General features: G+C 70.5%; 19 protein-coding genes. 9 read left to right on the top strand and 10 right to left on the bottom strand.

From position 1 onward, the window contains the following. Positions 1–17 precede the first annotated feature (17 nt). The 6 genes from ACIQHQ_RS13275 to ACIQHQ_RS13300 all read right to left on the bottom strand — a co-directional run bounded on the left by ACIQHQ_RS13275 (position 18) and on the right by ACIQHQ_RS13300 (position 3,006). Entirely contained in the window at positions 18–350 is a 333-nt protein-coding gene (locus tag ACIQHQ_RS13275; protein WP_402612038.1) for a hypothetical protein, read from the bottom strand. Beyond that, positions 347–1,360, bottom strand: coding sequence for a DUF2637 domain-containing protein (locus ACIQHQ_RS13280; protein WP_402612039.1), 1,014 nt, complete (start codon positions 1,358–1,360; stop codon positions 347–349). The genes ACIQHQ_RS13275 and ACIQHQ_RS13280 overlap by 4 nt, the downstream gene beginning before the upstream one ends. Beyond that, a complete protein-coding gene (locus tag ACIQHQ_RS13285; protein ID WP_402612040.1) occupies positions 1,357–2,022 on the bottom strand; it encodes a GGDEF domain-containing protein in 666 nt (221 codons plus the stop codon). Before ACIQHQ_RS13285 ends, ACIQHQ_RS13280 begins: the two co-directional genes overlap by 4 nt. Further along, complete coding sequence (locus tag ACIQHQ_RS13290; RefSeq protein WP_402612041.1) at positions 2,019–2,465, bottom strand: Pycsar system effector family protein; 447 nt, start codon at positions 2,463–2,465, stop codon at positions 2,019–2,021. The genes ACIQHQ_RS13285 and ACIQHQ_RS13290 overlap by 4 nt, the downstream gene beginning before the upstream one ends. Further along, positions 2,462–2,731: a DUF6284 family protein gene (locus tag ACIQHQ_RS13295; protein ID WP_399858400.1), complete on the bottom strand. Its 270-nt coding sequence runs from the start codon at positions 2,729–2,731 to the stop codon at positions 2,462–2,464. Before ACIQHQ_RS13295 ends, ACIQHQ_RS13290 begins: the two co-directional genes overlap by 4 nt. Before the next feature lie 95 nt (positions 2,732–2,826). Beyond that, the gene (locus tag ACIQHQ_RS13300) at positions 2,827–3,006 is read right to left on the bottom strand and encodes a hypothetical protein (protein ID WP_402612042.1); all 180 of its coding nucleotides are present in this window, start codon (positions 3,004–3,006) and stop codon (positions 2,827–2,829) included. 548 nt (positions 3,007–3,554) lie between these two features. Between ACIQHQ_RS13300 and ACIQHQ_RS13305 the strand changes: the two genes are divergently transcribed. Together ACIQHQ_RS13305 and ACIQHQ_RS13310 are read left to right on the top strand one after the other, a co-directional pair. Further along, positions 3,555–4,271 carry an XRE family transcriptional regulator gene (locus ACIQHQ_RS13305; protein WP_402612043.1) on the top strand — a complete coding sequence of 239 codons (717 nt, stop codon included), beginning with the start codon at positions 3,555–3,557 and terminating at the stop codon, positions 4,269–4,271. 2 nt (positions 4,272–4,273) lie between these two features. Beyond that, the gene (locus tag ACIQHQ_RS13310; RefSeq protein ID WP_402612044.1) at positions 4,274–4,747 is read left to right on the top strand and encodes an NUDIX domain-containing protein; all 474 of its coding nucleotides are present in this window, start codon (positions 4,274–4,276) and stop codon (positions 4,745–4,747) included. Here the strand turns inward: ACIQHQ_RS13310 and ACIQHQ_RS13315 are convergent. The 4 genes from ACIQHQ_RS13315 to ACIQHQ_RS13330 form a co-directional block, all read right to left on the bottom strand. Continuing rightward, complete coding sequence (locus ACIQHQ_RS13315; RefSeq protein ID WP_402612045.1) at positions 4,735–5,301, bottom strand: HD domain-containing protein; 567 nt, start codon at positions 5,299–5,301, stop codon at positions 4,735–4,737. The two genes, ACIQHQ_RS13310 and ACIQHQ_RS13315, sit on opposite strands and share 13 nt — an antisense overlap. Before the next feature lies 1 nt (position 5,302). Further along, positions 5,303–5,764: a GntR family transcriptional regulator gene (locus tag ACIQHQ_RS13320; protein WP_402612046.1), complete on the bottom strand. Its 462-nt coding sequence runs from the start codon at positions 5,762–5,764 to the stop codon at positions 5,303–5,305. Between the two features lie 306 nt (positions 5,765–6,070). Next, positions 6,071–7,255 (bottom strand): DUF5677 domain-containing protein, encoded by a 1,185-nt coding sequence (locus ACIQHQ_RS13325; protein ID WP_402612047.1) that lies wholly within the window; start codon positions 7,253–7,255, stop codon positions 6,071–6,073. A gap of 248 nt (positions 7,256–7,503) precedes the next feature. Beyond that, the gene (locus tag ACIQHQ_RS13330; RefSeq protein ID WP_402612048.1) at positions 7,504–9,252 is read right to left on the bottom strand and encodes a dolichyl-phosphate-mannose--protein mannosyltransferase; all 1,749 of its coding nucleotides are present in this window, start codon (positions 9,250–9,252) and stop codon (positions 7,504–7,506) included. Positions 9,253–9,363: 111 nt separating this feature from the next. On the opposite strand from ACIQHQ_RS13330, the gene rsmI reads away from it, so the two are divergent. The 7 genes from rsmI (at position 9,364) to ACIQHQ_RS13365 (ending at position 18,056) form a co-directional block, all read left to right on the top strand. Further along, positions 9,364–10,212 (top strand): 16S rRNA (cytidine(1402)-2'-O)-methyltransferase, encoded by an 849-nt coding sequence (gene rsmI, locus ACIQHQ_RS13335; protein WP_248503779.1) that lies wholly within the window; start codon positions 9,364–9,366, stop codon positions 10,210–10,212. A gap of 283 nt (positions 10,213–10,495) precedes the next feature. Beyond that, the gene (locus ACIQHQ_RS13340) at positions 10,496–10,924 is read left to right on the top strand and encodes a hypothetical protein (protein WP_402612049.1); all 429 of its coding nucleotides are present in this window, start codon (positions 10,496–10,498) and stop codon (positions 10,922–10,924) included. Positions 10,925–11,003: 79 nt separating this feature from the next. Continuing rightward, a complete protein-coding gene (locus ACIQHQ_RS13345; RefSeq protein ID WP_402612050.1) occupies positions 11,004–11,918 on the top strand; it encodes a TatD family hydrolase in 915 nt (304 codons plus the stop codon). A gap of 95 nt (positions 11,919–12,013) precedes the next feature. Further along, positions 12,014–13,501: a ubiquitin-like domain-containing protein gene (locus tag ACIQHQ_RS13350; protein ID WP_402612051.1), complete on the top strand. Its 1,488-nt coding sequence runs from the start codon at positions 12,014–12,016 to the stop codon at positions 13,499–13,501. Between the two features lie 42 nt (positions 13,502–13,543). After that, the gene (rsmA, locus tag ACIQHQ_RS13355) at positions 13,544–14,434 is read left to right on the top strand and encodes a 16S rRNA (adenine(1518)-N(6)/adenine(1519)-N(6))-dimethyltransferase RsmA (protein ID WP_402612052.1); all 891 of its coding nucleotides are present in this window, start codon (positions 13,544–13,546) and stop codon (positions 14,432–14,434) included. Then, positions 14,431–15,330, top strand: a complete 900-nt coding sequence (locus tag ACIQHQ_RS13360) for a 4-(cytidine 5'-diphospho)-2-C-methyl-D-erythritol kinase (protein WP_402612053.1) — start codon at positions 14,431–14,433, stop codon at positions 15,328–15,330. Before rsmA ends, ACIQHQ_RS13360 begins: the two co-directional genes overlap by 4 nt. 914 nt (positions 15,331–16,244) lie before the next feature. Next, positions 16,245–18,056 (top strand): ABC-F family ATP-binding cassette domain-containing protein, encoded by a 1,812-nt coding sequence (locus tag ACIQHQ_RS13365; protein ID WP_402612054.1) that lies wholly within the window; start codon positions 16,245–16,247, stop codon positions 18,054–18,056. Position 18,057 lies beyond the last annotated feature (1 nt).

Below are 18,057 nucleotides of genomic sequence, written 5' to 3' on the forward strand. Positions count from 1 at the left end.
TTCGGGTACAGGGCGGGTCAGATCTCGAACAGGCCCGGCGCTTCGTCGGCGGGCGCGGTGGCGGTGCGGGTCTTGCGGGTGGCCGCGGTGTGGCACTCCGGGCACCAGGCCCGCAGCTCCTCCGCCGGGAGCGTGACGGCCTTGACCGGCGGTGTGAGCACATCTGCGGGCGCGGCCATCAGGCGGACGCGGTGGCCGTGCTTGCTGGTGTAGCGGTCGTGCTCGCGCGGGCAGCGGCCATCGGTCTTGGCGTGCGGGTTGCCGCACTGCCCGGTGCACTGGCAGCGCCAGCCGGCCGACTGCATCACCGGCCGCCAGACGTTGACGGCGACCAGGGGCTGAGACTTCACGCCGCCACCCCCGTACCGACGGAAGTGTCGACGGCGTCCAGGCCGGAGCCCTCCGTGCGCTCGGCCTTCAGCGTGTCGCGCAGCTTGCGGGCGTTGTCCTGCGAGGTCCGCAGCCTGGTCCGCAACCGGTCGGCGGTCAGCTCCGTCTCGGGCCAGTCGGCGGTCACCGTGCGCGCCTCGCTCAGCACCTCGTCGAAAGAGCGCTGCCGAGTCTTGGACTTGGCCTTGGACGCCGGGCGGCGGCGCGGGACGGGCGCCTTGCCTCCGGCCGCCGCCTCGCCGCTCTCAGCGCTCGTGGGCTGCGGCGGGGCGGGGGTGGCCTTTTCAGGCGCGGCGGGGGCGTGGTCGCCCATGCGCAGCATGACTCGCTCGCGCCGGGGCGTCTTGGACCGCCAGCGCCAGCCGTAGCGCTCGCGCAAATCCGCACGGGCCAACTGCCGTTCCCGCTCCAGATCCAGCGCGACGGCGTAGGAGGTGACCTCCCACAGCGTCATGCGCCGCCACAGCGCGAACGTCGAGGCCGGGGCGAGCAGCCACCGCGAGACGCGGATCTTCTCCATGCGGCGGCCGGTGGCGGCGCCGATGCGGACAGCGTAGATGTGCGCGCCGATCTCGGAAAAGACCACCCACAGCAGCGGCATCGTGCCGTGCGCGACCTTGGCCCACACGTCGCGTCCGGCGGCGATGTTCAGGCCGCAGGTGATCAGGGTGAGCACCCAGGGCACGAACCGCACCCAGGCCAGGGCCATGTCCATGCGGATCAGCAGCAGGTTGGCCACAGTGAACACCGGGATGGCCACGTCGATACCGACCGGCAGCATCCACGGCTCGCTGAACCCCCAGCGGGCGGCGGCGGCCGATACGGCGTCGAAGGAAGAGACCAGCCCCAGTGCGCCGACCCCGGCGGCGGCCAGCGCCCCGAGTCCGGCAAGGCCCATCTCCGGGCGGGTCAGCGGCGGCACCCCGGGAGCGGGCGCGCCGGTGGCGGGGGGAAGGCTCTCAGCACTCATGCCGCTCCTTTCCGGTACGTGGTGTGGGTGCCGGGCCGTCCGGCGCGGCGCCCGGCCGTCGTGCCCGCGGTGGGTGCTCCCGTCGCGGGGTAGTGCCAGCCCCCTCCGGCGCGCTTGACCGCGTACATGGCTTCGTCCGCCAGCCGCAGCAGCGCCCCCAGCACCTCACCCGGACGGGAAGCCTCGGAGGAGAGGGCGGCGCCGATCGAAGCGCCGACCGTCAGGTCACGGCCGGCGTGGCGGAACGGGGCGGTGATCTCGCTGTGCAGGCCGCGCAACAGCCACGGCAGCCCAGCCGGATCGGCGAGCGGGATGACGGCGGCGAACTCATCCCCGCCCAGCCGTGCAGCGACCACACCCGGTCGCTCGTTCAGTGCGTCGCTCAGGCTCACGGCGGTAGCGCGGATCGCGGCATCCCCGGCCGCGTGCCCGAAGCGGTCGTTGACGGCTTTGAAGCCGTCGAGGTCGATCAGGAGGACGACGACGTGTGGGCGGCGGGCCAGAGTGCGGGCGGCGCGGGACTCGAACGCCTCCCGCGTCCACAGACCCGACAGCGGGTCACGGCGGGCGGCGGTCAGGCGGCGGCGCATCCACAGGCCGTGGATACCCCACCCGGCCGCGAGCGGGCCCGCGGCGGACAGCGTGTGCAGCAGACCGTTCACCGGGCACCCCCAATGGTGAGCAGCGCGGCGGCGATGAGCAGTCCGCCGCCGGTCAAGGTGAGGTCGACCGCACGGCGCAGGATCGTGAACTTGGCGACCGCGAGCCGGGACAGTCCGGCGATGTCGGCGGCCAGGTCGGTCGCGACGGCGTCGGTGATCTCCTCGGCGGTGAGCGTGGCCCACAGCGGGAACCCGTGCCGGCCGCGCAGGTTCGGCCGAGTGGAGCGCAGCAGCATCCCGGCCGCCGCGACCAGCAGCGCGATACCGGCCCCGCCCACGAGGTAGGCGGGCAGGTTCATCGGCAGGTCCCGGGCGACCGACCAGGCGCCGGCCAGCACTGCGCCGACGAACGCCAGCAGAAGACCGGTCTTGGTGTCGGTCCGCGTGATCTCCGCCTTCACCTCAGCGTGCGCAGCGGTCAGACTCCGTGCGGTGGCGCTCATGCGGCACCCCCGGGCAGGGCAGCGCCGGCGGTGCGGTTGGCCAGGGCCACGCGGGCGGCCAGCGCCCGGCGGCGGGCCCGGCGAAGGCGCCGGTTGTCCAGCTCGGTCGGGATGCGGTCCAGGGTGCTGATCTGCGCGTCCAGCAGCTCGATGTCCGCCAGGATGACGGGCATCTCCTGCTCGATCGCGTCTAGCTCTGCGTCCGTCGGCTCCATCCAGTCGGCGAACGCGGTAACAGCGTCCTGAACAGTGACGATGGTCTTCATTGGGTCGTGTGTCCTCTCACAGGTGAACGGCCCGACAGCGGCTCCCGGGGTGCCACCCGGGAGCCGCGCGCCGTTGATGAAGGGGTAATGCCAGGTCAGCGACGAAAGGCCCAGGAGATGAGGTCACTGACGGCGTCGGTGCAGTCGGTGACCCGGCCGGACTCCAGCTCGCTGGCCCGGGTCTCCATCTCCTCCGCGGCGGTGTCCTTGCCCCGGCGGCGCAGCACCTTCGCCGCCTCACGGTTCTTCGCGGCCTGTGCCTTCATGCGGTCCATGAACAGTCCTCTCGACTGGTGATGGGTGAAGCCCTCGCGGCTCCCCACACCCCGCCCGTACGACACCCGCACCGAAGTGCGGAGCCAGACGGGCAGGGGAGGCAACCGGCCGCAGCGCTTGAGCTGCGGGGGCTGAAGTCGTGCAGGTGCGCGGTCTTGCAGCCGCGCGGCCGTCACTTCGGGGGAGACGGCTCAGAAGCCCGCTTATGCAGCTCCGTCAGCAGCGGAGCGTTCTCAAAGATCACCCGGCACGGGGCTCGCGGCGTGCGGCTGAAGCCGCCTTCCTGCCGAGCTATCCCGTCCGGCTGATGCAGTACCTGTTTTACAGGTACTGCGTAGGGGTCAGTCAAGTAGAGCCGCAGAACTTCTTGGGCTTTGCGCCGGGACTTCTTGGCGCACCATCAGAATCGCCGCAGGTCAGGGGAGTTGGTTACCCCATGCGTGGACACCTCGGGGAGTTCTCACTACGGTCAAGAGGTCCCTAGATGTCCCACCGGGGGGTGCAGATGTCCAACGAGCGTTTGCGGTCAGCCCTGTTGGCTCGCGGCATGTCCGTTCACGACCTGGCCGAAGAGATCAAGGTCAACCCGAAGACGGTCGAACGTTGGATCACGCAAGGGAAGGTTCCGTATCGGCGACACCAGTACGCCACAGCCGCAGCGCTCCAGGTCGACGTGACGACGCTGTGGGACGACAGCCGCACGCTGGAGAGCGCAACGGACCTGACCAAGGCGGAGATTGTGGCCGTCTACCCGCACCGCCACACGGTGCCACCGAACCTGTGGCGTGAGATGTACGCGCGAGCCGAGACGAACCTTGACGTGCTCGTCTACTCCGGGCTCTTCCTGTCGGAGGACCCGCTGTTCATCGACCTTCTGAAGAAGAAGGTCGAGGGGAACACTCAGGTGCGCATCCTGCTCGGAGACCCGGACTGCGAGGCCGTTCGGCAGCGGGGCATAGACGAGGGGCACCGGATCATGGACGGCAAGATTCGGAACGTGTTGGTGAACTACCGGCCGCTCTTCGAGAGCCATCCTGAGATCAGCTTCCGACTGCACGCCACGACGCTCTACAACTCCATCTACCGGTCCGATGACGAGATGCTCGTCAATCCTCACGTCTACGGAATCGGCGCCTACATGGCCCCCGTCTTTCATCTGCGTCGTATGCCGGGCGGCGGCCTGTTCGACACGTACGCGAATAGCATCGAGCAGACCTGGGGAGGCGCTCGCCAGGTTACGGACCGCGACATCACAGGAGCCTGACCGTGGGACGCATTGACTACCTGCACGACCCCGACGCGCCGCCGGCTAACTCGGTCGTACCCTCCGTCGTGGCGTTCGTTCAGAACGATGCGGGACAGGTGCTCATGATTCAGCGGTCCGACAACGGGCGCTGGGCGCTGCCCGGTGGTGGGCACGACGTGGGCGAGTCCATCGGTGACACCGTGGTGCGCGAAGTCTGGGAAGAGACCGGCATCAAGGCCGAAGTCGTCGATCTCTCAGGGATCTACACCGACCCCGGGCACGTGATGAAGTACGACGACGGCGAGGTGCGCCAGCAGTTCAGCATGTGCTTCCGCGCCCGGCCGGTGGGCGGCGAACTGCGCACGAGCAATGAGACGACGCAGGTTCGTTGGGTGGACCCAACGGACCTGCCGAAGCTCGACGTCCACCCTACGATGCGGCTCCGCATCGAGCACGCTATGGACCGGACGCGAACGGTCCCCTACATCGGATGACGCTTGGCGGCGGCGACCCGTTCGAGCACGCGCGCCGTGCTTGCGCAGATCTCCGGCTCAGCGCGCCGGATGAACGTGCCGATCAGGCTGTCCGGCCCGTAACGGCCGGCGATTTCGTTGACCCGGTCCACAGGGTTCGTCGGTTCGCCGTCTGGCGTGGTGTTCATGTCGCAGTAGCAGAGCGCATCGTTCAGGGGCGCGCTCTCACGGGGGAACTCGCCCTCCAGCTCGTCACGCAGGCCCCGCGCTTCAGCCTCCATCCACGCACAGGAGTGGTGCGCAACGAGTTTCACCACCCGCTCGTCGGCGTGGGCGATGTCGCGGAGGTAGCGGGCACCATCGAGCGGATGAAAGCCGGTCTTGGCGAGGTCCGGCGAGTAACCGATGTCATGCAGGACGGCGGCGGCTTCCAGCAGCTCAGCTTCCTGCCCGAGGATGAGCGCGATGCTCCGTGCCCGTTCGGCCACCCCCAGTGAGTGCTTCCAGCGGCGCGGTAGCGGCTCCGCGAGCAGGGACTCAGCCAAGGGATAGGCCCACTCCGTCAGCTTCGACAAGCTAGGAACGCTCCTCTCGAATCGGCAGGGCCCGGACCGTCCGCACTCTGCCCTGTCCTCCACTCGCCAGCACGCCGGCGGCCGCCAGCTTGTCGAGAGCCTTGGTCACGGTGGGACGTGAGACTCCGAACCGCTCAGCCAGAACGGACGCACTCGGGAACGCTGCCCCGACCGGCAGGCCTTCATCCGTGATGATGTCTGCGATGCGGTCTTCTAGCGGACGGCGGTCTGTCCGCTCGCTTGCCCGTACGACACGCCAACGCCCGCCCGGCACCGGTTCGGCAACGCCCTCCTTCTGAAGCGCACCGAACGCCCGGAGTACAACCCCGCGCGACACACCATGAGCCTTCATGAGGTCGGCTGCCGACGGCAGCTTCGTCATCCCCGGGTCGGCCTTGACCTGGGCCTTCACTGCCGCTGCGATTTCCAGGAAAGTCCCCCGAGGGCTCGCCTGCTGCGTCACATGCCCTCCTCTACTGCTAGTCCGTCGTCACCACCAAGCCTATGTTGATTCGAGACCTGTAAGTCAGGTCCATCACCGGACACAGCACCCGGCCGGGCGTGACGCGGACGGCTCCCGCTAGCTGGACACACGCTGCGACTGGCTTATCCGCCAATTCCTAGGCCGGACCGTCGCCGTGTCGTAAGAGGGGTCCGCCCAGCCGGATGAGCCGACTTAAGACACGGTCGACCGCCAGTCCAGAGTGGCCGCACCTCTGTACAGGGCGCGGAGTTCATGAAGCGTTTCGCAGTGACAGCCTTACGTCCGTCAGAAGGACTTGAGCCAGGAGGCCGACGGCTTCGCGTCGGGTAGCAAAATTGCGCTTGCTGTGAACCAGGATGCTCCCCTCTTTGGTGTGACCTGCACCCCCATAACATCCGTCGTTAGAGGCCGCCCTTCCATATTCGCAGGGACCTCAACTTTCCCACTCTCTGCATGTTTCCGGAACTCCTCCTCGATCCATTCGCAGTCTGCGGGAGGATAGGCGGGCTTCATTCTGCTTAGGGCAGGCTCCCAGAAAAACCAGCGAACTCGCCCGTTTGGATAGAGGGCCAAGATGGCGACTGGGCTAGGTGGTGGAGAAGTCGGCCATGTATTGGCATCGATCTCCATGAGTGCTTGGCGGTAATTAGGCCAATAGGCCAGTAGTACATCGACCCATTCGGTGAGCCGTTGGGTGTCTATAGACTGACGGGAGTTGATCTCGGCAGCGAATGCACGGAAGAAAGTGAAACCCTCCAGGTAGGACAGTACTGCGAGTTCAAGGGAGAATCCGGTGCGGTGAACGGTTTTGCCAGCAATGTCAGCACGACTGCCAAGGACCCCGCCGCAGCTCCCGTGCGTCACCTGCGAAAGAAGGCGGTAGGTGTCGTAGTGGTTGCCGTACCCGTGAGCCACGGCACGATCATGCAGGTTGCGTGACGACCAATCCCGGCGGAATCGGGCCCCAAACCGTGTGACGGCATTCTTGAGCTGAGGCAAGCTGTCCCGCCTCAGTTTCGCCAGTCGAGTTCTCTCCTGCTTGTGTTGCGTGCCCCTCAGGTAATGCAGCCCGTGGGTTAGGTTTCCCAGCAGATCGGCGGTGACGGCAGCATGCTCTAGGTACCTCTCCGCTGCTACGGCGGATGACGTCACCTCGCAATAATTGATCAAGTGCTCGTAGAGCGACCTGGAAGCCCGCGCGGCAGACCTGCCGTCTCCGCTGAGGAGGCAGTCTATAAAACTATCCAGGTCATTGAAGGCGTGATTTCCTATGATTGCCGCAGACTTGTTGGTGGTCTCGGTGAAAAACTGGCGAATCGTGAGCTGGATTTCTTCGATGGTCGCTGAGAGGATGTGCGGGAATTCGGGCAGCATGGCTTCCATGTTGGCCCGAATTTCAGTTTTGAAGGCGACCCCATGGCGCTGTGAAGGTGGAACGCTGAAGTCAACAGCTCCGAACTTATTGCTCACCGATTGACCTCCATAGTAAGGGCGATATGTTATGACGTTCCAGACGGCGACGGCCAGCGTGTTTCGTGACTCGGAGGCATCGGTGTGTCGTGATCTTCAGGGCGTTTTTGCGGCGATCTACGGTCTCCTGCGAGGCCAGGACGGGCCGTCGCTGGGCCGTCCGAGGGCGGCCGATGACAGCCGTTGACGGCCAATAACGACCATGAGGGCGCGGCCGTCAGCCGCACCCTCGTGGTGTGTCCGCCCAGCTAGACCCAGGTGTCCAGCCACATCCGTGCCCGCCAGTCGTCGATGGGGATGGCGGTGCCGGTGTACAGGGGCCAGAAATAGATGAAGTTCCAGGTGATCAGGAGAACCAGGACGCCCGCGGCCGTGGCGCCCGCGACGCGGCGGGTCTCGGTCGAGCGGGGCGGGCCGATGATCGCGCCGAGGAGCATCGCCACCGCCAGGCACAGGAACGGCAGGAAGACGACGGCGTAGAAGAAGAAGATCGTGCGTTCCTGGTACATGAACCAGGGCAGGTAGCCCGCCGCGATGCCGCAGGCGATGGCGCCCGCGCGCCAGTCGCGGCGGAAGAACCAGCGCCACAGGACGTACAGCACCGCGAAACAGGCGACCCACCACAGCAGCGGCGTGCCGAGGGCGAGGACCTCGCGGGCGCACTTCTCGCCCGCGTCGGCCGGGCAGCCGTCCTTTCCGGGCGCGGGGGACTCGTAGAAGTACGACACCGGGCGGCCGAGGACGAGCCAGCTCCACGGGTTGGACTGGTACGTGTGCGGCGAGGACAGCCCGACGTGGAACTCGTACACCTGGTGCTCGTAGTGCCACAGGCTGCGCAGCCAGTCGGGCAGGAAGGTCCAGTTGCCGCCCTTGCCGTCGGTCGCGGCCCAGTTGCGGAAGTAGCCGCCCTTGCCGTCGGTGGCCGAGAGGATCCAGCCGGTCCAGGACAGGACGTAGGTGACCAGGGCCACCGGGACCGTGGCGAGGAACGCCAGGCCCGTGTCGCGCTTGAGGACCGCCGTGTACGGGTAGCGGGCACCGGCCACGCGGCGCGAGCCGACGTCCCACACCACCGCCATCAGGCAGAACGCGGCCAGGATGTAAAGGCCGTTCCACTTCGTGCCGATGGCCAGGCCCAGCATCAGGCCGGCCGCCCAGCGCCAGGGGCGCAGGCCCAGGCGGGTGGTCTCGGCCGTGTGCCGGTCGGGCCGGACCCGGCCGTCCTCGTCCACCGGCAGCGCGGCGGCGAGTCTCGCGCGGGCCTTGTCCCGGTCGACCAGCAGACAGCCGAACGCGGCCAGCACGAAGAACATCAGCACGCCGTCGAGCAGTGCCGTGCGGCTCATCACGAAGTGCAGGCCGTCCACCGCCATCAGCGCACCCGCGAGACACCCCAGGAACGTGGAGCGGAACAGGCGGCGGCCGATCCGGCACAGCAGCAGCACGGACAGCGTGCCGAGCAGCGCCGTCATGAACCGCCAGCCGAAGGGGTCGAACCCGAACATCAGCTCGCCGAGCCCGATGACGTACTTGCCGACCGGAGGGTGCACCACGTACGCCGCGTCCGTCGGGACGGTCACGTGCGAGCCCGACGACAGGACCAGGTCGTTGGCGTTCTTGTCCCAACTGACCTCGAACCCGCGGTGGACGAGCGCCCACGCGTCCTTGGCGTAGTACGTCTCGTCGAATATCACCGCCCTGGGATTGCCCAGGTTCCAGAACCGCAGCACTCCCGCCAGCAGCGTCACGAGCAGCGGGCCGATCCAGCCCGACCAGCGCACCAGCCGTCCCGCGAGCGTGTGCGGGATGCCGAGCGCCGCCCACAGCCGGGGCCCGGGCTCGGTGTACGGCGGCACCAGGCGCTCACGGACGTCATCGGCGTCGCTTCTGGGCTGCCCCTGGTAGCCGAAGCGGCGCAGCCGCTGCTGCCAGGACGTCCGCTGTTCGAGCGGCGCCTGGCCCTGCCGGGTGTCCGTGGAGGACGCGGTACTGGTCACCGCGCCATCGTAGGGAACCGTTCTGTGTGAGTCCCGTGCATGGCCGGTATGCGTCCGCATCCTCCGCCCCTGGGAGGAGTCCGGGTCCGCCCGCCCTGGGAGGATGGGAGCGTGATCGGAACCCTCGTACTCGCAGGCACCCCCATCGGCGACATCGCGGACGCCCCGCCCCGCCTCGCCGAGGAACTGGCCGGAGCCGATGTCGTCGCCGCCGAGGACACGCGGCGGCTGCGCCGGCTGACCCAGGCGCTCGGCGTCACACCCAAGGGGCGGGTGGTGTCGTACTTCGAGGGCAACGAGTCCGCGCGGACGCCGGAGCTGGTCGAGGAGCTGGTGGGCGGGGCGCGGGTGCTGCTGGTGACCGACGCGGGGATGCCCTCGGTGTCCGACCCGGGATACCGGCTGGTCGCCGCCGCGGTCGAGAGGGACGTGCGGGTCACCGCCGTGCCCGGGCCGTCCGCGGTGCTCACCGCGCTCGCGCTGTCCGGCCTGCCCGTCGACCGGTTCTGTTTCGAGGGGTTCCTGCCGCGCAAGGCCGGGGAGCGGCTGGGACGGCTGCGGGAGGTCGCCGACGAGCGGCGGACGCTCGTCTACTTCGAGGCTCCGCACCGGCTCGACGACACGCTGTCGGCCATGGCCGAGGTGTTCGGCGCCGAGCGGCGGGCGGCGGTGTGCCGGGAGCTGACCAAGACGTACGAGGAGGTACGGCGGGGCGGGCTCGGGGAGCTGGCCGCGTGGGCCGCGGAGGGGGTGCGCGGCGAGATCACCGTGGTGGTCGAGGGGGCGCCGGAGAAGGGGCCCGAGGAGGTCGGGCCCGAGGAACTGGTGCGGCGGGTCCGGGTGCGGGAGGAAGCGGGGGAGCGGCGCAAGGAGGCCATCGCCGCGGTGGCGGTGGAGGCGGGGGTGCCGAAGAGGGTTGTCTTCGATGCGGTGGTCGCGGCGAAGAACGCCGCGGGGTGACCGGGTCCGGGGTGGGCCCGGTGTGCTGTGCGGGGCGCGGGTGGTGTCGGGTTCGCCGCGCCGTTGCGCGTCGCCGAGCGGGGCGTAGGCCCCCTCTGAGCAGGGCTCTTTTCGTTTGAGCGCGCGCCCCATGGGTGGGCAAAGGAGAAGGGGCGCGAGGGCAAGGGACGCCCAAATCGGGGCCAACAGTCGACAGGTCCGCTGCCATCGGCCCGGTCGAGGAGTCCACTGGGTCGCGGGGGCGGCATCGCCCTCACGCCACAGCGGACCAACAGGAGCCGGCATGAGTGAGATCGCAGGGCGGACCGGGCTCCGCGCCGGTGCGACCGCAGTCGTCAACGAGTCCTACTCCTTCGCCTGCATGCGGTGCGGGCACGGCTGGGAGCAGTCGTACGAGATAGAGCACCACACGGACGCCGCGGGTCACGAGTTCGTCCTCTACGTGGCCGACGGCGAGGTGGTGCCCTCCCCGTTGAGCAGGCCCGAATGTCACCACTGCGACAGCCACGTCGTGCGGATCATGCGGCCCGGGCGGGTCGCGTCGGCGCGCGAGGCGGCGCACCGGCCGTCCCGCGTACCGCCGCCCGCCGGGCCCGTGGAGGCGCCCACCGCGGGCGCCGGGGCCGGGGCGACGGCCGGCCAGGGGCAGCGCGAGCCCCACCACTGGCACCTGTCCGACCTGTTGCACCCCTTCCAGCGCAAGGCGAGCTGACCCGTCCGGCTTCCCTTGCCGACGCCCTCCCCGGTCCTCCCCCATCGGGGAGGGCGTACCCCTTTCGTAGGATCGGGGCATGCCTTCGAACGCCTCCGGCCGCCAGGACAAGAACGCGGCCCCGCCCCTCCCGGAGCCTCTCCGGGTGCCGGTCGCCGATTCCCACACCCACCTGGACATGCAGTCCGGCACGGTCGAGGAGGCGCTGGCCAAGGCGGCGTCGGTCGGAGTGACGACGGTCGTGCAGGTCGGCTGCGACCTCAAGGGCTCGCGCTGGGCGGCCGAGACGGCGGCGGCCCACTCCGCCGTCCACGCCACGGTCGCCCTGCACCCGAACGAGGCGCCCCGGATCGTGCACGGCGACCCCGACGGCTGGTCGCGGCAGGGCGCCCGCGAACCCGGCGGCCCGGCGGCCCTGGACGACGCGCTCGCCGAGATCGACCGGCTGGCCGCACTGGAGCAGGTCAAGGGCGTCGGTGAGACCGGCCTCGACTACTTCCGCACCGGGCCCGAGGGCAAGGAGGCGCAGGAGCGGTCCTTCCGCGCCCACATCGAGATCGCCAAGCGGCACGGCAAGGCCCTGGTCATCCACGACCGCGAGGCCCACGCCGACGTCCTGCGCGTGCTGAAGGAGGAGGGCGCCCCCGAGCGGACCGTCTTCCACTGCTACTCCGGCGACGCCGAGATGGCCGAAATCTGCGCGAGCGCGGGCTACTTCATGTCCTTCGCCGGCAACGTCACCTTCAAGAACGCACAGAACCTGCGGGACGCGGTGGCCGTGGCCCCGCTGGAACTCCTCCTCGTGGAGACGGACGCGCCCTTCCTCACCCCGGCGCCCTACCGCGGGCGGCCCAACGCCCCCTACCTGGTGCCGATCACGGTGCGGGCCATGGCCGAGGTGCGCGGCGTCGACGAGGACACGCTGGCCGCGGCGCTCGGCGCGAACACCGCGCGGGCCTTCGGTTACCGACACCGGCCGTACGACTGTGCGTAGTCGCGTCGCTTTGGAGAGTGACGACCGCTCCGCTAGGTTCTGGGGGCCCGATCCGGACCCCTCTGGACCCCCTCCGGCCCCTGGAGCGCGTCGGCGTGAGCAACTCGCGGTACGAGACGTACGAGACGTATGGCCCGGCCTACGCCGACCCGGCGTACGGCCGTTTCGACGCGCCTCCGGCTGATCTTCACAGTGCCGAGACCCTGGCTCACGGGGCGCCCGGCGCCTACGAGGACACCTATCGCCCCGCCTACGAGGCCCCGACCACCTATCGCCCCGCCTACGAGACCCCGACCACCAATCGCCAGGCCTACGAGGCCCCGACCCTGCCCGGGCTGCCCCGGCAGGTCGCCCCGGACGGCGAGCCCGCCGGGTACGCCGGCCCAGGCGTGGGTGCGCGCGCCGGGGCACGAGCCGCGGCGCGCACCGGCTCGCACCGCAGGTCCACGCACCGGCGCAAGGCGCGCTACGCCGAGCGCCCGGACAGTCCCATGCGGCGGCTGGTCCCGCAGGCCCTGGTCGTGGCCTTCCTCGCGGGCGGTACCACGGCGTTCGTCGCCAAGGACAAGGCCATCGAACTGAACGTCGACGGCAGGACGCGCACGCTGCACACCTTCGCCGACGACGTCACCGAACTGCTCGCGGAGGAGGGCGTCGAGGTCGGCGCCCACGACGTGGTGGCGCCCAGGCCCGGCACGGAGATCGCCAGCGGCGACGAGGTCGCCGTGCACTACGCCCGTCCGGTGCGGCTCACCCTCGACGGACACCGGCGCGAGGTGTGGACGACCGCCCACACGGTGGAAGGAGCGCTGCGGCAGCTCGGTGTGCGACAGGAGGGCGCCTACGTGTCCGCGCCGCGCTCACGGCGCATCGGGCGCGAGGGTCTCGCGCTGGACGTGCGGACCGAGCGCACGGTCACGATCATGGCGGACGGCCGCGCCCGCACGGTGCGCACCAACGCGGCGACCGTACGGGAGGCCGTCGAGGAGGCCGGGATCACCCTGCACGGCCAGGACACCACCTCGGTCCCGCAGGGCAGCTTCCCGCGTGACGGACAGACCGTGACGGTGCTGCGGATCACCGGCGGCAAGGAGGTCCGCGAGGAGCCGATCCCCTTCCACGTGCGGCGCACGGACGATCCGTCCCTGTTCCGCGGCACGGAGGTCGTGGCACGTGCGGGCGAGCCGGGCCTGCGCCGGATCACCTTCTCCCTGCGCACCGTCAACGGCGTCAGACAGAAACCACGCCGGATCAGGTCCGAGGTGGTGCGCGCGCCACGCCCGCAGATCGTGAAGGTCGGCACGAAACCGCGCCCGGCGTCCGTACAGGGCGCCGACCACCTCGACTGGCAGGGTCTCGCGGCCTGCGAGTCGGGCGGGCGCCCCGACGCGGTCGACCCCTCGGGCACCTACGGCGGCCTCTACCAGTTCGACACCCGGACCTGGCGGGCCCTCGGCGGCAGCGGCAGGCCCCAGGACGCCCCGGCGGCGGAACAGACGTACCGGGCGAAGAAGCTGTACGTGCGGCAGGGAACCAGTCCGTGGCCGCACTGCGGGGGGCGGCTGCGCGGACAAGGCGGATAAGGGGGAACCCGAGGCGCGACCGGGCCCCCGTACCCTTGTCCCGTGACCAGCAGCCCCACCCCCGACGCCCTTCTGGGCCCCGCCGACATCCGCGAGCTCGCGGCAGCCCTCGGCGTACGCCCCACCAAGCAACGCGGACAGAACTTCGTGATCGACGCGAACACCGTCCGCCGTATCGTCCGCACCGCACAGGTCCGCCCCGACGACGTGGTCGTCGAGGTCGGCCCGGGGCTCGGTTCGCTCACCCTCGCGCTGCTGGAGGTCGCCGACCGGGTCACGGCGGTGGAGATCGACGACGTGCTCGCCGGCGCGCTGCCCGCGACCATCACGGCCCGCATGCCCGAGCGCGCCGACCGGTTCGCCCTGGTCCACTCCGACGCCATGCACGTCACCGAGCTGCCGGGCCCCGCCCCGACCGCGCTGGTCGCCAACCTCCCTTACAACGTGGCCGTCCCGGTCCTGCTGCACATGCTCGACACCTTCCCGACCATCGAGCGCACCCTGGTCATGGTCCAGGCGGAGGTCGCCGACCGGCTCGCCGCCCCGCCCGGCTCGAAGGTCTACGGTGTCCCCTCGGTCAAGGCCAACTGGTACGCCGAGGTCAAGCGCGCCGGTGCCATCGGGCGGAGCGTGTTCTGGCCGGCGCCCAACGTCGACAGCGGCCTGGTGTCCCTGGTCCGCCGGACCGAGCCGCTGAGGACGACGGCCTCGAAGCGCGAGGTGTTCGCCGTCGTCGACGCCGCGTTCGCCCAGCGCCGCAAGACGCTGCGGGCCGCGCTGGCCGGCTGGGCCGGATCGGCCGCCGCGGCCGAGGAGGCCCTCGTCGCCGCCGGGGTCTCGCCGCAGGCCCGGGGCGAGTCGCTGACCGTGGAAGAGTTCGCGCGCATCGCCGAGCACAAGGCGAACCGGCACGAGGAGAAGGAGCCCGCGTGAGCGTCACGGTCCGCGTCCCCGCCAAGGTCAACGTCCAGCTGGCGGTCGGCGCCGCCCGCCCCGACGGCTTCCATCCCCTGGCCAACGTCTTCCTCGCCGTCGGCCTCTACGACGAGGTCACCGCCACCCCGGCCGACGAACTGCGCGTCACCTGCGACGGCCCGGACGCCGACCAGGTCCCCCTGGACCGTACGAACCTGGCGGCGCGCGCGGCGATCGCGCTGGCCGAGCGGTACGGCCGCAGCCCCGACGTGCACCTCCACATCGCCAAGGACATCCCCGTCGCCGGCGGCATGGCGGGCGGCAGCGCGGACGGCGCCGCCGCCCTGGTGGCCTGCGACGCGCTGTGGCAGACCGGCGCCTCCCGCGGCGAACTCCTCGACATCTGCGCCGAACTGGGCAGCGATGTGCCGTTCAGCCTGGTCGGCGGGGCGGCCCTCGGGATCGGGCGGGGCGAGCAGCTGACGCCCCTGGAGGTCGGCGGCACGTTCCACTGGGTGTTCGCCATGGCCGGACGGGGTCTGTCCACCCCGGCGGTCTTCCGCGAGTTCGACCGGCTCGGCGAAGGAACGGACATCCCCGAGCCCGTCGCCTCCGAGGAACTCCTCGCCGCCCTCGCCAAGGGCGACCCGGACGCGCTCGCCGCCGCCGTCTCCAACGACCTTCAGCCCGCCGCGCTCTCCCTCTTCCCCGAACTCGCCGGCACCCTGGCCGCGGGCCGGGCCGCCGGCGCCCTGACCGCACTCGTCTCGGGCTCCGGCCCGACCACCGCGTTCCTGGTCCGCGACCCCGAGTCGGCCGCCACGGTGGCACAGGCCCTGCTGGCGTCCGGGACATGCCGGACGGTGCGCACGGCGTCGGGTCCGGCGCCCGGGGCGACGATCGCCGGACGTTGATCACGTGCCCCGGCCGCGGCCGGGCGCCCAGGCCCCCCGGTCGTTTCAAGAGGGGACACAGGAGCGCGCCAACCGGTCGCGGCCGTCGGCGCGCTGACGTGGCCGAGGTCCCGGCGCTGCTGGAGTCCGGGCGGCCCCCGGCACCCCCGAGGGGACTGACGGCCTCCCGGTCCGGTCGGTGCCTCGCGGTGGCCGGGTACGGCCTGCTGTTGCCGTGGCGCTGCTGCGAGCCGGTGCGGGACCCTGACACCTCCGAGGGGATCGACGGTTTCCCGGTCCGGTCGGGTGCCTGGCGGTGGCCGTGTACGACCTGCTGTCGTCGTGGCGCTGCTGCGAGCCGGTGCGGGACCCTGACACCTCCGAGGGGATCGACGGTTTCCCGGTCCGGTCGGGTGCCTCGCGGTGGCCGTGTACGACCTGCCGTCGCTGTGGCCCTGCTGCGAGCCGGTGCCGGCCCCCTGCCCCCACTGCCCGACGGGAGCACCCCGCTGACGCGGGCGGTGGCGGCGGATCCCGTCTGCTGACCCACGCGCTCGCCACCCGTCGGATCCCGCTCCCGACGCCTTGACGAGGATCCCGGCGTGCGGGGAGGCGGTGTGCCACTGGTCCGCCCACCACTTGGGGAAGCGAGCCCGAGGTGGGGGACGTGCTGGTCGCGCTCACCCATGACGAGCCCCAGCCGATCCGCCTCTGCGCCGTGTCCGGCCCGGCCGTGCGCGACGACCCGCGCTGCCTGGAGGCCCAGCACCGCATCGGCCCCGTGGCCGAGGAACTGCGCGACGACGAGCGGCTGCCGGACGTGTGGCGCTGCCGGCGCCGCAGGGAGCCGCGGCCGAGGCGTGAACCGCGCGGCCGGAGCACCCCGCCGCGCGACTACCCTGGAGGGTCGATCCATCCCCCTTGGCAGGAGAGTCATGGCCGTCAACCTGGTCAATGTCGAGAACGTCAGCAAGGTGTACGGCACCCGCGCCCTGCTCGACGGCGTTTCCCTCGGCGTCTCCGAAGGGGACCGCGTAGGAGTCGTCGGCCGCAACGGCGACGGCAAGACCACGCTCATCCGCATGCTCGCCAAGCAGGAGAGCGCCGACACGGGGCGGGTCACGCACTCCGGCGGGCTCCGCCTCGGCGTGCTCACCCAGCACGACTCCCTCGACCCCGAGGCCACCGTCCGCCACGAGGTCATCGGCGACATGGAAGACCACGAGTGGGCGGGAAACGCCAAGGTCAGGGACGTGCTGACCGGTCTGTTCGGCGGGCTCGACCTGCCGGGGTTCCCCAAGGGGCTGGACACCGTCATCGGCCCGCTGTCCGGCGGCGAGCGGCGCCGCATCGCGCTGGCCAAGCTCCTCATCGAGGAGCAGGACCTGCTGGTCCTGGACGAGCCCACCAACCACCTCGACGTCGAGGGCATCGCCTGGCTCGCCCGGCATCTGCAGAATCGCAGGTCGGCGCTGGTGTGTGTGACCCACGACCGGTGGTTCCTCGACCAGGTGTGCACCCGCATGTGGGACGTCCAGCGCGGCGCGGTCTACGAGTACGAGGGCGGCTACTCCGACTACGTCTTCGCCCGGGCCGAGCGCGAGCGCATCGCCGCCACGGAGGAGGCCAAGCGGCAGAACCTCGTCCGCAAGGAGCTGGCCTGGCTGCGCCGCGGGGCGCCCGCCCGTACGTCCAAGCCGCGCTTCCGCGTCGAGGCCGCCAACGAGCTCATCGCGGACGTCCCGCCGCCCCGGGACAGCAGCGAGCTGATGAAGTTCGCCTCCACCCGGTTGGGCAAGACCGTGTTCGACCTGGAGGACGTCACCGTCCAGGCGGGCCCGAAGATCCTCCTCAAGCACGTCACCTGGCAGCTCGGGCCCGGTGACCGGATCGGCCTGGTCGGCGTCAACGGCGCCGGGAAGACGTCCCTGCTGCGGGCCATGGCCGAGGCCGCGAGGTCCGACGGCGAGACCCAGCCCGTCGGCGGGCGCGTCCGCGTCGGCAAGACGGTGAAGCTGGCCTACCTCTCCCAGGAGGTCGCCGAACTCGACCCCGCCACGCGTGTGCTGGAGGCCGTGCAGCAGGTGCGTGAGCGCGTCGACCTCGGCAAGGGGCGAGAGATGACCGCCGGACAGCTGTGCGAGACGTTCGGCTTCACCAAGGAGAAGCAGTGGACGCCCGTCGGCGACCTGTCCGGCGGTGAGCGCCGCCGGCTCCAGCTGCTGCGCCTGCTCATGGACGAGCCCAACGTGCTCTTCCTCGACGAGCCCACCAACGACCTCGACATCGAGACGCTGAACCAGCTGGAGGACGTGCTCGACGGCTGGCCCGGATCGATGATCGTCATCTCCCACGACCGGTTCTTCATCGAGCGCACCACCGACCGGGTGTTCGCCCTGCTCGGCGACGGCGCCCTGCGGATGCTGCCGCGCGGCATCGACGAGTACCTGGAGCGGCGGCAGCGCATGGAGGAGGCCGCGGCCGCCTCGTCCCTCGCGGTGGCGCAGCAGCAGTCCGCAGCCCCGGAGAAGAGCGCCGCCGACCAGCGCGTCGCCAAGAAGGAGCTCCAGAAGATCGAGCGGCAGCTCGACAAGGTCTCCGAGAAGGAGGCCAAGCTCCACGCCCAAATCGCCGAAAACGCCACGGACTTCGCGAAGGTTGCCGAACTGGATTCGGATCTGCGGGAGTTGGCCGGTCAGCGTGAGGAGCTGGAGATGCGCTGGCTGGAACTCGCCGAGGACGCGTGAA

The organism is Streptomyces sp. NPDC092370 (assembly GCF_044755265.1).
Taxonomy (GTDB): domain Bacteria; phylum Actinomycetota; class Actinomycetes; order Streptomycetales; family Streptomycetaceae; genus Streptomyces.